This is a genomic window from Streptomyces durmitorensis, from assembly GCF_023498005.1.
In the GTDB taxonomy this organism is placed as follows: domain Bacteria; phylum Actinomycetota; class Actinomycetes; order Streptomycetales; family Streptomycetaceae; genus Streptomyces; species Streptomyces durmitorensis.
In genome coordinates this window covers 244,132-257,137 of the sequence record NZ_CP097289.1, presented here as the reverse complement: position 1 = coordinate 257,137, position 13,006 = coordinate 244,132, and the positions used below count along the sequence as shown (strand labels likewise).

The 13,006-nt window shown below is 71.3% G+C and carries 9 protein-coding genes; 1 reads left to right on the top strand and 8 read right to left on the bottom strand.

Annotated features, from left to right (window positions below; genetic code table 11):
• Window positions 1-202: 202 nt before the first annotated feature.
• From M4V62_RS43550 to M4V62_RS00820, 4 genes are all read right to left on the bottom strand, one after another.
• On the bottom strand, window positions 203-3,199 hold the full coding sequence (locus M4V62_RS43550) for a helix-turn-helix transcriptional regulator (protein ID WP_283779061.1): 2,997 nt from the start codon (window positions 3,197-3,199) through the stop codon (window positions 203-205).
• Between the two features lie 64 nt (window positions 3,200-3,263).
• Window positions 3,264-3,824, bottom strand: coding sequence for a cytochrome b (locus tag M4V62_RS00830; RefSeq protein WP_249585234.1), 561 nt, complete (start codon window positions 3,822-3,824; stop codon window positions 3,264-3,266).
• 38 nt (window positions 3,825-3,862) lie between these two features.
• Window positions 3,863-5,035, bottom strand: a complete 1,173-nt coding sequence (locus tag M4V62_RS00825; protein WP_249585233.1) for a serine hydrolase domain-containing protein — start codon at window positions 5,033-5,035, stop codon at window positions 3,863-3,865.
• A gap of 114 nt (window positions 5,036-5,149) precedes the next feature.
• Entirely contained in the window at window positions 5,150-6,226 is a 1,077-nt protein-coding gene (locus M4V62_RS00820; protein ID WP_249585232.1) for a LacI family DNA-binding transcriptional regulator, read from the bottom strand.
• 331 nt (window positions 6,227-6,557) lie between these two features.
• Here M4V62_RS00820 and M4V62_RS00815 point away from each other — a divergent pair, with 331 nt between their 5' ends.
• Window positions 6,558-7,181, top strand: a complete 624-nt coding sequence (locus tag M4V62_RS00815; RefSeq protein WP_249585231.1) for a class I SAM-dependent methyltransferase — start codon at window positions 6,558-6,560, stop codon at window positions 7,179-7,181.
• 92 nt (window positions 7,182-7,273) lie between these two features.
• On the opposite strand, the gene M4V62_RS00810 is transcribed toward M4V62_RS00815, so the two are convergent.
• From M4V62_RS00810 to M4V62_RS00795, 4 genes are all read right to left on the bottom strand, one after another.
• Window positions 7,274-8,242, bottom strand: a complete 969-nt coding sequence (locus M4V62_RS00810; protein ID WP_249585230.1) for an NAD(P)-dependent alcohol dehydrogenase — start codon at window positions 8,240-8,242, stop codon at window positions 7,274-7,276.
• A 197-nt stretch (window positions 8,243-8,439) separates the two neighbouring features.
• The gene (locus M4V62_RS00805) at window positions 8,440-11,319 is read right to left on the bottom strand and encodes a non-ribosomal peptide synthetase (protein ID WP_249585229.1); all 2,880 of its coding nucleotides are present in this window, start codon (window positions 11,317-11,319) and stop codon (window positions 8,440-8,442) included.
• Window positions 11,320-11,351: 32 nt separating this feature from the next.
• Complete coding sequence (locus tag M4V62_RS00800; protein WP_249585228.1) at window positions 11,352-12,176, bottom strand: SDR family NAD(P)-dependent oxidoreductase; 825 nt, start codon at window positions 12,174-12,176, stop codon at window positions 11,352-11,354.
• Window positions 12,163-12,930, bottom strand: coding sequence for a thioesterase II family protein (locus M4V62_RS00795; RefSeq protein WP_249585227.1), 768 nt, complete (start codon window positions 12,928-12,930; stop codon window positions 12,163-12,165). Before M4V62_RS00795 ends, M4V62_RS00800 begins: the two co-directional genes overlap by 14 nt.
• Window positions 12,931-13,006 lie beyond the last annotated feature (76 nt).

The window sequence follows — 13,006 nt, the reverse complement described above, 5'->3', positions numbered from 1 at the left end:
CGCACGCGTAGCGGCCGTTGACGCCTGATACCTGGGTGCCGCACTGGCGACAGTCCGTCGTGGTGATTTCCTGTGATTCCAGGAAGGCCATGGCCGGTGTCGGGGGCCGATCAGATGTCATGGCCTTGACTCTATGTGCGGGGGCCGGAATCAAACACCGCCGGGTCGGCGCGAGGCACCGCACCTGGCCTGTCCTGAACCGTCACTCGCCGAAAACCCCCAACCGGTGCGCGATCGCCGCAGCCTCCCCCCGGCCTGAAGCGTTCAGCTTGGCCAGGATGTTGGAGACATGCACGCTCGCCGTCTTCGGCGAGATGAACAGCTCCTCCGCGATCCTGCGGTTGCTCCGTCCGGCGGCGACCAGCCGCAGCACGTCCCGCTCCCGGGCGGTGAGCCCCAGCGCCCGAGCCGGCTCCGGGGGCGGGGTCGCATCCCCGTCGGCCCGGTGCAGCGGGATCCTGGCGCGGCCTGCCAGCGTGGTGATCTCCGCCGTGAGCGGCACCGCGCCCAGCTCGCGCGCCACCGCCTCGGCCTGCCGCAGCAGCTCACCGGCTGCTTCGCGGGACGCGGCGCCGCCCTCGGCGATCAGTGCCTGTGCGAGCCGCAGCCGGGCGGTGGCCGCCGGCACCGGGGCCTGAAGGCTCTCCGCGGCGGCGACGGCCCGCGTCCAGTGGGCGGTTGCGTCGCGCCCCTCGGCGGTGAGCAGCTCGGCCTCGGTCATTAGTGCCTGCGCGTCCCACAGCGGTACGAACCGGGGCTGGCCCCGCATCGCCTCGCGGATCCGCTCCACCGCCGCCTTGCGCCCCGGCTCGGCCGCCGCGTGGCCGCGGGCCCGCGCCTCCTCCGCAGCGGCCTCGTACAAGAGCGGCCAGCCGTAGCGCTGATGGCCGAGTGGGACGGCCTCGCCGATCGCGGCCTCAAGGAGGGAGCGGACATCCAGGATCCGGCCGTCGGCGGCCGCCAGCGCGATGGCGACCCGGGCCACGGCCAGGGTGTGCTGCGGCTCCGGGTAGGAGCCGGTGGTCCAGGTGTCGGACTCTTCCAGATGATGACGCGCTTCGTCGTACGCGCCCCGGGCCAGGGCCAGTTCGGCCCTCAGCTCGGCGATCTGCCCCCGGGTGCGGATGCTCGCCCCACGGCGGCCGAGGGCCCGCGCGAGCACGTCGTCGGCATCGTCCCAGCGGCCGAGCTGGATGAGGGACTCGGCGAGGTTGCTGTCGATGAACGAGGCGGTGTCGGGAAGGCCGTGCCGGTCGGCAAGGCCGCTGCCCTCCTCACCGGTCTCGACGGCCTCGGTGTAGCGGCCGATGCCGTGCAGCGCGGTGGACAGGTTGCCGTACCCGCGCAGCAGTCTCTGGGCGTTGCCCGGCTCCAGGTCCCGGTCGCATGCGGCACGGGCCAGTTCGAGCCCGGCCTCGATGTCGCCCGAGTCCATGATCCGCCAGGCCAGGGTCTGCTGAGCGGTGATGCCGCTGATCTCGGCGCCCGTGATCCGGCAGAGCTCCACGGCCTGCTTGGCGGTCTCGGTGGCCGTCAGGTCGGGCCGGTGCACCGCGTGCCAGTGAGCCGCCTGCGTCAGCACATCGGCGTGCACGACGGACGGCGGCAGGCCCTGCATCAGTTTCTGGGCGTTGCTGATCTCCTCCCAGCCGTCGGAACGGCAGAGGTCACGCATCAGCTGGTAGCGCTCCAGCCAGAACCACGCCGCCCACGAAGGAGCGCCCTCCAGCATGCGCAGCGCGCGCTTGCAGAGGGCGAGAGCCCGCTCCCGCTCCGTCGCGAGGCGCGCGGCGACAGTGATCGCGGCGAGCAGGCCCACGAAGTCCCCGGGCATGTCGGGGGAGACGGCAGGACACAAGCCGTCCTCGATGCCACGACGTATCGCCTGGCCGCGCAGCTCCTCGGGGGCGTCGTCCCACAATTCGAGCGCCCGCTCCAGGAGTTGGTGCTGCTCGGCGAACGCGTGCCGAAGGCGGGCGGTGGCCGCCGCGGCGATCACGGCGGGCAGCGCCCTTGCGGGGTCACGGGCGCCGAACCAGTAGCCGGCAAGTCGCCCGGCCCGCTCCTCGGCCCGTACGAGCGTGGGGTCGGCCTCCAGCGCCTCGGCGTAGCGGCGGTTGAGGCGGGAGCGTTCACCGGGCAGCAGGTCGCCTGCCACGGCCTCGCGCATCAGGGCGTGCCTGAAGCGGAAGGACTCGCCCTCGTCGCAGGGCTGGAGGACGGCGGCGCCGACAGCGGTGCGCAGGGTCTCGATCAGCGCGTCCTCGGTGAGGCCCGTGACGGTGGCAAGGAGCGCGAACTCCACCTCGGAACCGCCCTCGGCGGCGATCCGCACCACGCGTTGCACCTCGTCCGGCAGTGTCTCGACCCGGACCAGCAGAAGGTCGCGCAGGGAGTCGCTGATGCCGCCCGGGGAGCCTTCGAGGATGCTGCAGGCCAGCTCCTCGACGAAGAACGCGTTGCCCTCGGAGCGTTCGAAGACCCGGTCGAGGATCTGCTCGGCCGGGGCCTCGCCGCGGATGGCGGCGAGCTGGCTGCGGACCTCGGTGCGGTCGAAGCGGGGCAGTTCGACGCGGGTGACGGTGCGCAGTCGCTCGTACTCGGCGAGGGCGGGGCGCAGTGGGTGGCGGCGGTGCAGGTCGTCGGCTCGGTAGGTGGCGACGATGAGCAGGCGGCTGTCGGTGAGGGCACGCAGCAGATAGCTGAGCAGCTCGCGGGTGGAGCGGTCGGCCCAGTGCAGATCCTCCAGGACCAGGACGAGGGTCCGGTCGGCGGCGAGGCGCTCGAGGAGGCGGACGGTGAGCTCGAACAGCCGGGCACGGCCGTCGGCCTCGGAGCGGCCCGGGTCCATCTCGCCGAGCTCGGGCAGCAGCCGGGCGAGCTCGCCCTCCTGGCCGGCGACGGCGGCGTCTAGCTCCGCGCCGAGCTGGCGGCGCAGTGAGCGCAGTGCGGTCGAGACAGGGTGGTAGGGCAGGGCGTCGGCGCCGATCTCGACGCAGCCGCCGAGGGCGACGACGGCCCCCTCCGTGGTGGCCCGGCCGAGGAACTCCCGAATCAGCCGGGTCTTGCCGACGCCGGCCTCGCCGCCGACGACAAGGGCACCGGGCTCCCCGGCGTTCGCCCTGGACAGCCCCTGGCCGAGGGCGGCCAGTTCGGCGCTGCGACCCACGAAGACGGGGCTTGTATGACTGCTGTGCACGGTGCCGAGCATCGCACGTCGTACGCACGGGAGCTGCCTCAGGGCCGGGCCGTACGACATCGCTTCAGGTGATGCGGCGCAGCAAGTGGTCTCGGTTGATCAGTTGATGCTTGAGCACCAACCCGACGTGGACCGCCAGAGCCGCGAAGAAGACGACATGCGCGGCGATGTGGACGACGAGCAGATCGTCGCCCGACAGCAGCAGTGCGATACCGGTGGCCGGAACGGCGAACATGGACACGTACAAGGCGGTCTCGGTGCCGTGCGCGAGGCGTCGCTCGCGGTGGGTGAGGGTCGGCGCCCACGGGGGCAACGGCGTGGCCAGCCGCCAGGCGAGCCGCACGACACCGAGCAGCAGCACCGCCGCGCCGAGCACGACGTGCAGGGTGAGCAGCGCGTCATCGCCGAACGGGTCGTACCCGTCCTCCGCGCCCCCGCCACGGCCTCGTCCCCGGCCCGAGCCCTCACCACGCCCACGCCCGCGGCCCCGCCCATGACCGCTGTCGTCCGCGTCGAGCAGGTATCCCACGACGAACTGCGCGGCCATGGTCACGAAGACCACCCAGTGGAGCGTCTTCGTGACCATGCCATAGCCGTGCGGGCCGTTGCGCAGGTGAGAGCTCATCCCTCCAACGTGCCCTCTCGCGGAGGTCGCCAGTCTGCCTACCGCTTGCGCAACAGCGAGCAGACGAAGTTCTCCTCCACGGTCCGCAGGCGCTCCAGCAGCTCCGGCTTGTTCGTCTTGTTGATCTGAGTGGTGAGGGAGACGGTCAGCGACCGCTTGCCGTCCGGGGTGGCCGCGATCAGCTGGGTGTAGCCGGGGAAATTGCCCGTGTGGCCGTACACCACGCCGCAGCGAGTGGTGTACCGGAAGATGGCCAGACCGGCCTTGTTCTTGCCGGGGCCCGCGGGTTCGGATGCGCCGTTCACCCAGTTCAGCTGCTGACGGCGGGTCCGGTCGGAGATCAGCTTTCCGCCGGCGTAGCCGCGGATGAAGGCCGTCATGTCCTTCGGCGTCGAGATGATCCCGCCCGAAGCCCACACGCCCGACGCGCTCAGCACCTCGCTGACGTCCTCGGGCGGATTCGGCGGGGTGACGTCGTAGCCGTGCATGTACGGATCGGGCATCCGGTAGCCCTGCGGCAGGCTGGTGCGGCGCAGACCCAGCGGTTGGTGGACGAGCTGGGCGAGCAGGTCTTCGTAGCGGCAGTCCGTCGCCGCCTCCGCCATCAGGGCCACGGCGATGTTGTCGGAGTTGGAGTAGGCGTACCGGGCCCCCGGACGGAACCCCAGCGGCTCGTCGGCCACGAAGTCGAGCAGTCGGCGCGAGTCGAAACGGCGGCGCGGGTCCTCGGTCACCAGAGCCAGGAACTCGGGGTCGTCGCTGAAGTCCGGCATCCCGCTGGTGTGGTTCAGGAGCTGCCGCAGCGTCACCCGGTGCCATGCACGCGGCAGGTGGGGGAGCACCTTGCCGATGGTGTCGTTCAGACGCAGCTCCCCACGGTCGACGAGCTGGAGGGCGACCGCGCCGCTGTACGCCTTGGCCGTACTGGCGATGCGCATGTGGTCGTCGACGTCGACCGGACGGTCGGAGCCGGTCTCGGCGACGCCGGCCCGGTAGACCTCGGTACGGGACCCGCGTTTGAGGACCGCCATCGCTCCGGGCGGCCCGCCGGGCGCGGTGGTCAGCTCCTGCAACTGCCGCCGCAGTGAGCGGTGGTCGTCGGCAGGGGCATCCGCGGCTCGGGCCGGGGCCTGCACAAGACCGGCCAGGCAGGCGGCGGCCAGCAGAGCGACAAGGGGCAGGCGGACCTGCGCGGAGCGGGGAACTGGCACGGAGTACTCCCGGGACGTGAGCGCGGTGGGACGTCCAGCTTCACCCGCCGGTCAGGAACCCGCGCGCGGCTCTGCTCCAACCAGCCCACAGCGGCATCCGAACGCCACTGAGGCTCAGGCCGAATCCCGTATCACCAGCCGCGTAGGGGTGACCACGGACGGCAGGCGGTGGGCACCGTCCTTGCGGAGGGGCTGGTGCGATGTGCGGTCGCAGAGCAGCCGGGCCATCAGCCGTCCCATCCCCTCGATGTCCTGACGCACCGTCGTGAGCGGCGGCTCCGTGGCCTCGGCGATGGGGGTGAGGTCGTCGAAGCCGACGACGGCGACGTCCCCCGGCACGGTGCGCCCCCGCTCCCGCAGGATCCGCAGGGCGCCGGAGGCCATCAGGTCCGAGGCGACGAACACCGCGTCCAGATCCGGTGCCTGATCGAGAAGCAGAGCCATGGCATCAGCGCCGCCCTGCAGCGTGAAGTCGGCCTCGGCGACGAGCCGGGGTGGGGTGTCCAGGAGTACGTCGCGGTAGCCGTCGAGCCGGTCCATCGCGGAAGCCTGGTCGAGGGGCCCGGTGATCGTCGCGATGCGCCGGCGCCCCAGCGAGACGAGGTGGCGCACGGCTTCGCGGGCACCGCCGCGGTTGTCGGCGTCGACGTACGTGTAGACATCGCTGCGCTGTCCGGAGCCAGGCCCTGGACGCCCACCGAAGACAGCGGGCAGCCCCATCTGTTCGACCAGGTCCGGCAACGGGTCGTCGGCGCGCAGGGAGAACAGCAGGGCGCCGTCGACGTGACCGCCGCCCAGGAAGTTGCAGACGCGCGGATAGTCCTCCTGCTCCTCGATGAACAGGAGCACCGGCTGGGCGCCGTGCTGAACGAGTTCGTGTCGGATGCCGCGCAGGAGGCAGTCGAAGTACGGGTCGACGAACAGCCGGTTCTGCGGTTCGGTGACCACCACGGCGACGGCGTCGTTGCGGCGGGTGACCAGACTTCTGGCGGCCTGGTTCGGTACGTAGCCGAGCTCCGCCACCGCTTCCCGGATGCGTTCGGCCACCGCCGCGCGCACCCTGGGCTCGCCGTTGATCACACGCGACACCGTGGATTTCGACACCTCCGCCCTGCGCGCGACGTCCTCGAGCGTGGGGCGTTGTCCGATCAGCCGTTCAGCCAACTCGATCTCCGATGCCGTGCGGTTCACGTGCCGTGGACACGTTAGCCGTCCGCCGCCCCATCGTCCCCGACCAATAATTCAGGTGCTGGCCACGAGTCCGACGACTACGGTGATGACTGTTCAGGTGCGCAGGTGGCGGCTACTTCTCCTGTCAAGAGAGCAACGCGGGTTCGAATCCCGTCGCCGACCCCTGGTCGGTGTCGTCCAGCGGCCGAGGACGCTTACGTCGCCGCCGCCGAGTCCGATCTCTGAACATCCGACGCGAGCCGTCCGCCACGGGGGACCAGGCGGACGGCTTCGTCGTGTCCTGTATGCGGCCCGGTCCGGCCGTGCTGCTCACTCACCTACCCTGAGCGTCATGAGTCGTTGGGAAGAGCTGACCGGTGGGACGTCCGGAGAGGACTACGCCGCCCGGTTCGCGGCGCTGGCCGGCAGTGGCAAGGACATGCACGGCGAGGCACAGTTGTGCGCAGCGCTGGTGCCTGCCGGGGCGCGGGTGCTGGACGCCGGGTGCGGTACGGGCCGGGTCATGATCCGGTTGGCGGAGCTCGGCTATGCCTGTGTCGGGATCGACCTGGACGCGTCCATGCTTGCCGTGGCGCGCAGGCAGGCGCCCGAACTGCCCTGGATCCAGGCCGACCTGGCCACGTTCGACCCGGCTGAGCTTCATGGCGGCGCGGACTTCGACCTCGTGGTCGCCGCCGGAAACATCTTCCCGCTCCTTGCTGCGGGTACAGAGGCCTCGGTGGTCGGCCGCCTGGCCGCGAGCCTGCGGCCGGGCGGCCTCATGGTCGCCGGGTTCGGTCTGGATGAAGCCCATCTGCCGGTGGCGCCGGCCATCACACTGCCGGAGTACGACGCCTACTGCGCTGCGGCAGGTCTCACTCTCGTCGACCGCTTCGCGACGTGGGACGCCCACCCCTACGAGGGCGGCGGCTATGCCGTGAGTGTCCATCGGGTGCCGCAGCGCGCAGGCTCCTGATACGGCGGCACTGTTCGGCACGAACCTGAGCGGTGACAACGGCTCCGGAGCGCTGATCCCCCAGAGCCCTGGATCGCCGTGACCCTCTCAGCTCATGGGGTCACGACGATCTTGCCCCGGGGATGTCCCGTCTCCAGGTGCTTGATCGCGGCGACGGCTTCGGAGAGCGGGTAGGTGCGGTCGATGGCCGGTGTGATCGTGCCTGCCTCGGCGAGCCTCTTGAGGGTCAGCAGGTCCTTGTGGCGCACGGTCGCGATCAGGCTGCTCAGCGTCTGGCCGAGGAACGGTGAGAGCGCGTAGCCGCGGAGCTGGCGCCCCAGGCCGCCCACCCAGTCCCCGCCGCCTTCGCCTCCGGCCATCACCAGTACGCCCTTGGGGGCGAGTGCGCGGCGCAGCAGGGACAGCGGGCGGTTGCCGGCGGCGTCGAGGATGATGTCGAACAGGTGCTTGCCGTCGGTGATCTCCTGGCGCGTGTAGTCGATGACGTCGGTGGCGCCCAGGGCCCGGACGAAGTCCGCCCTGCCAGGGCCGCAGACGGCTGTGACCTCGGCTCCGTACGAGACGGCGAGTTGGACGGCGTAGGTTCCGATGCCGCCGGAGGCGCCGATGACCAGGACCTTCTGCTCCGGTGTCGGGCGCGCCTTGCCGCTGAGGGCCTGGCAGGCGGTGACGCCGGATACGGGGAGAGCCGCGGCTTGTTCGAAGGTGAGGTTGCCGGGCCTGGGTGCGAGCTTGTCGGCCCTGGCGCAGGTGTACTCGGCCAGCGAGCCGTCGCCGCTGCCGAAGACCTCGTCACCCGGCTTGAAACGTGCCACCTTCGCACCGACCGTTTCGACCACTCCGGCGACGTCCCAGCCGCGAACCGGGTTCTTGGGCTTGCGAAGTCCCCATGCGAGGCGGGCGATGTAGGGCTTGCCCGTCATGAGGTGCAGGACGCTCGGGTCCACCCCGGCGGCGCGCACCTGGACCAGCACTTCGTTGTCGTGGGGAACGGGGCGGTCGATGTCGCGTAGTTCCAGGACGTCGGCGGTGCCGTACGGGCCTTGGGCGATGGCCTTCATGAGTCCCCCTGGTCGGCGATGCTGCCCCTGAGCATCGCGCCAGTTCGAACCGCTGACCAGCCTTCGAGTCCCCCGTATGCCAACTGCCAACGCGGGCAGCCCTCATGGCCTGTGCTGCGCCGCGGCGGTTGGCGTCGGGCTCACGGTGGGCGAGCGCGACCCGCAGTGCTGCGGGTCGCGCTCGGCCGCAGCCCCGGTCACATCGCGGGGTGCCCGTTCGGCTCCTCGGTGGGCTCTCGGCCGGTGATCAGCGCGCTGACCTCGGCCGCGGTCGGGTGCACGTACAGTTCGCGCAGGGACACCGGGGGCAGTCCGGCCCTGCGCAGCGCACCGGACAGCCGTACCGCGAGCAGCGAGTTGCCGCCGAAGGCGAAGAAGTCGTCATCCGGGCCCACGTGTTGGCCGAGAATCTCCCGCCACACCCGCAGCACCGGGTCGTCCGTCGGCTGCCCGGCCTCGGTGACCGGCGCTGTCCTTGCGGCATCGGTGACCGGGGGGAGCTTGCTCACGTCGACCTTGCCGTTGACGGTCAGCGGCAGCTCGGGCAGCAGCGTGAAGGTGGTCGGCACCATGTACTCCGGCAGATAGCGCGCCGCCCGCCGTCGGACGTCCTCCACGGACACGCCGTCGTGCTTCGGCACCAGGTACGCATCCAGGCGGACGTCAGCCGCATCACCGGCGTCGCCGCCCAGGACAACCGCTGCCGCGGTGACATCCTGATCCTCCATCAGGACCGAGCGGATCTCCCCGAGTTCGATGCGGAAGCCGCGCACCTTGACCTGGCCGTCGATCCTGCCGAGATGGTCCAGGCGCCCGTCCGGGCGCAGCCTGCCCAGGTCACCGCTGCGGTAGACACGCTCCCCGGTGACGGCGTCGGACACGAACCGGTCGGCGGTCAGCTCCTCCTGGTTGAGGTAGTGGTCGGCCACACCTGCGCCACCGACGTAGATCTCACCTGGCACCCCGAACGGCTGGACACGGCCCGCGGTATCCCGTACGGACACCGACCAGCCGGGCAGCGCCCGGCCGACCGACCGGGATCCGGCGCCGACGTCCTGCGGTGTGACGGTCTGGCTGGTGACGTGCACGGTGGTCTCGGTGATGCCGAACATGTTGACCACCCGGCACCGGGTGTGCGGGTGCCCGCGGAACCAGTCCTGCAGCATCCGCACGTCCAGCGGCTCACCACCGAAGATCACCAATCGCACCGCGAGCTCGGCGGAGCGCTGAAGGTCGACCTCCTTGAGCGTGGCGAACGCGGACGGAGTCTGGTTCAGGACGGTGACCCGGTGCCGTACCAGGAGGTCGTGGAAGTCCTCCGGGTTCCTGGAGACGAAGTACGGCACCACGACCAGGTGCCCCCCGGTCAGCAGCGCGCCCCAGATCTCCCACACCGAGAAGTCGAACGCACTGGAGTGGAACAGCGTCCAGGTGTCCGCCGGCCCGAGTCGCAGATCGGTGGTGGTCGCCGCGAGCAGCGCGCCGACGTTGCGGTGGGGTACCGCGACCCCCTTGGGCCGCCCGGTGGAGCCGGACGTGTAGATCACGTAGGCGATGTCGTCCGCGCTGACGCCCGGGTCCATGAGCGGCTCACTGCCCGTACCGGACACCTCGCTCGGGTGCAGCACGCTCACTCCGTCGACCGCGGGAAAGTCCGCCGGACGGGAGAGCACCACCCGCGCGCCGGAGTCGGTCACCGTGTGGACCAGCCGTTCCGCCGGATAGGTCACATCCATCGGGACATAGGCGGCACCGGCCTTGAGCACGCCGAGCAGCGCGATCACCAGATCGGCGTCACGGTCGAGGCACACACCGACCCGGCTCCCCGGTGTCACCCCGTGGCCGCGCAGCGCACCGGCCACCTCGTCGGACCGGGCGTCCAACTCGGCATAACTCAGCGTGCGTTCCGGATCGGACAGCGCGGGGGCGTCCGGCTGGCCGGCGGCCACCTTGCGGAACAGCTCGTGGACGGGTGCGACCACCGCGTCACCCACGGCCGGGGTGCGCCCGGCGGCGACGATGGCGGCGGCCTCCCCGGTGTCCACCAGCTCGATCCCACCGACCCGGGCTCCGGCCGGAGCCTGTGCCAGCGCCCCTACGAGGCGGTCGACGTGCCCGGCGAACTGCCCGGCGATCACCGGGTCCAGTACACCCTCGTCGTAGTGCAGGACGCCGCTCTGGGTACCGTCCGCGTCGTACTGCCACTCCAGCGTCACCGGAAAGACCGGCGCGAGGGCGGGTCGGTAGACGTCACCGGTGCGGTTCTCGGCCAGCAGGACCCCGACCGCCGGCATACCGGACGGCGGCTCGCCGTCGGTGGCGCCGACGCGTGCCGCTGCGTCGAGCAGGTCGGTGAGAGGTGCCGCATCCTCGATCGGGAGTGCGACCGTCCGCTGCGCGTCCGCGGCCGACGAACCCCCGGTGATCAGCGCGAACTCCGCGCGCTCCGTCCCGCCGTAACGGGCCAGCGCAAGCGCGGTGGCCGCCACCCACACCGCCGGTGCCGCGTCGCCCGTGACCGCCGTGGCGGTCAGCGCGACGCTGCCGGCCCGGCCCGCATCGGCCGGGTCGCCGAGGCCCCACGGCAGATCGGGCGGGCCGTCGTGCCGAGGGCTCGCGTCGGCCGTCGATTCGGGCAGTGCCACCGGCTGTGCCGGGTCGGCCAGTGCCGTGGCCAGCTGGTCCAGGGCGCGTCGGTCCACGGCCCGGCGGTGTGCCACCAGCACCAGGTCGACCGTGCCGTCGGCGTAGCCGAGCACGACGGCCCGCGCGATGACCGGGGCGCCGTTGACCGCGCGGCCGGCCTCGCGGGTGCGGCGCCTGTGCGCGGCCCTGTCACCCGCGTCGACGTCCAGTGTCTCGTCGAACAACTGCATGTCGCGGAGGGGCGGGTGACGCTCCGTCAGGATGGCCAGGTTCGCACGCACCGCCGCCGCGTCGGTCCCGGCGGGCAGGCGTCTGATGAGGCTGTGGCAGGCACGGGCCGGGTCGGCGCCGAACTCGGCGCGGGCGAAGAGCCGACCGCTCGGGTGATCGGCCGCGGGAACCTCCGCGGCCGCTTCGCTGGAGACGGACACACGCACTCCTTTGGGTGAGGCCGGGAGAAGGGTCAGCGGGCGGAGAAGCCGGCGTCCACGGGGACAACCGTTCCGGTGACCTTGAGGGAGTCGTCGCCGGCGAGCCACATCGCGGCACCGGCGACGTCGGCCGGGTCGACGAGCGAACTGGTCGCCACCGACTCCAGATAGACGGCTTCCTGCTCCTCGTAGCTGATGCCGAGCGCATCGGCGACGACCGCGGTCATCTGGCCGTCCACGGCCGGGTCGTCGCGCACCGGACCCGGGCACAGCGCGTTGACCCGGATGTTCAGCGGTGCGTAGTCCAGTGCGGCAGCCTTGGTCAGGCCGACCAGCCCGTGCTTGGAGGCGACGTATCCGGCGAAGTGGCGGTAGCCGACGAGGCCGGCCGTCGATGCGACATTGACGATGCTGCCCGACCTCTGGGCGACCATGACCGGCGCGACCGCCGTGATCAGGTGCCACGGCCCGGAGAGGTTCACGTCCAGCATGACCTGCCACTCGTCCTCGGTGACGTCGTGCGCGGCCTTCCCCGACGGCGCCCCCACCCCCGCGTTGTTGATCAGGGCGTCGATCCGCCCGAACCGGTCCACCGCGGCCGTGACGGCCGATGTCACGGCGGACCGCGAGCGCACGTCCGCCGTGGTGACGAGCACGGCCGCGCCGTTCTTGCGGCACAGATGAGCGGTCTGCTCCAACTGGTCGGCGGAGCCCAGGGCGTAAGGGATCTCCGGCACATCAACGGCGATGTCCATGAGGACGACGTCCGCGCCCTCCTCAGCGGCCCGCACGGCACATGCCCGGCCGATTCCCCGGGCCGCGCCCGTGATCACGACGGTCTTGTCATGCAGTCCCATGGGTGAGCCTCCTCCCGGAACCGGCGCGGCCGGCAGCGATGGTCTCGGAGATCAGTGCGAGCAACGGGGCGGGATCGTCCGCCGGATACATATGCCCTCCGGGCAGCTCGGTGAGGGAGAAGGGTGCGGTGGTCACGTCCTGCCACTTGGCCACGTCGTCACGGGAGACGAACGTGTCGTCCGCGGCGTACACCCCGGTCATCGGGACGTCGAACGCCGCGGCGCCGCTGGGCCGGTAGCTCTCGTCCATCGCGTAATCGGCACGCAGTGTCGGTATCAGGAGCTCGCGTATCTCCGGTACGTCGAAAGCGTCGTACCGGCGCCCCGTGGTTTCCTCGACATGTTTGAGGAATGCGTCGTCGGTCAGTGCGGCCACGTCGCTGACCGGTCCTGCGGACGGCGGGCGTGCCGCGCTGACGAACAGGTGCACCACCTCGTTGCGCCCGGTCTCGGTGATGCGGCGGGTGAGTTCATAGGCCAGCACCGCGCCGAGGAAGCAGTGCCCGAGCAGGGCGACGGGGCCCTCGTCCGCCGCCTTGAGCGCGGCCGGGAGCAACGCGTCCGCGGCGACGTGCACGTCGCGGAACGGCTCCTCGTCCAATTGGCGTTCGCGGCCGGGCAGTTGGAGCGGTGTGACCACCACCCCGGGCAGGCCCAACTTGTTCCACGGGCGGAAGAAGTTTGCTCCGCCCCCGGCGAACGGAAGGCACAGCAACGGCACGCTGTCGCGCTCCGAAGTCGTCGGCTTGGTCACGGCATTGCCTCCAGGCGAGACTCCCGGACAGCTCGGATGTGCCGTCCGGGACAGATGGATGGTGGATGTCCGCTTG

Coding starts and splice junctions, on each gene's coding strand:
- M4V62_RS00815 (WP_249585231.1), top strand. CDS start 6,558: ATGAGTCGTTGGGAAGAGCTGACCGGTGGGACGTCCGGAGAGGACTAC.
- M4V62_RS00800 (WP_249585228.1), bottom strand. CDS start 12,176: ATGGGACTGCATGACAAGACCGTCGTGATCACGGGCGCGGCCCGGGGA.
- M4V62_RS00830 (WP_249585234.1), bottom strand. CDS start 3,824: ATGAGCTCTCACCTGCGCAACGGCCCGCACGGCTATGGCATGGTCACG.
- M4V62_RS00810 (WP_249585230.1), bottom strand. CDS start 8,242: ATGAAGGCCATCGCCCAAGGCCCGTACGGCACCGCCGACGTCCTGGAA.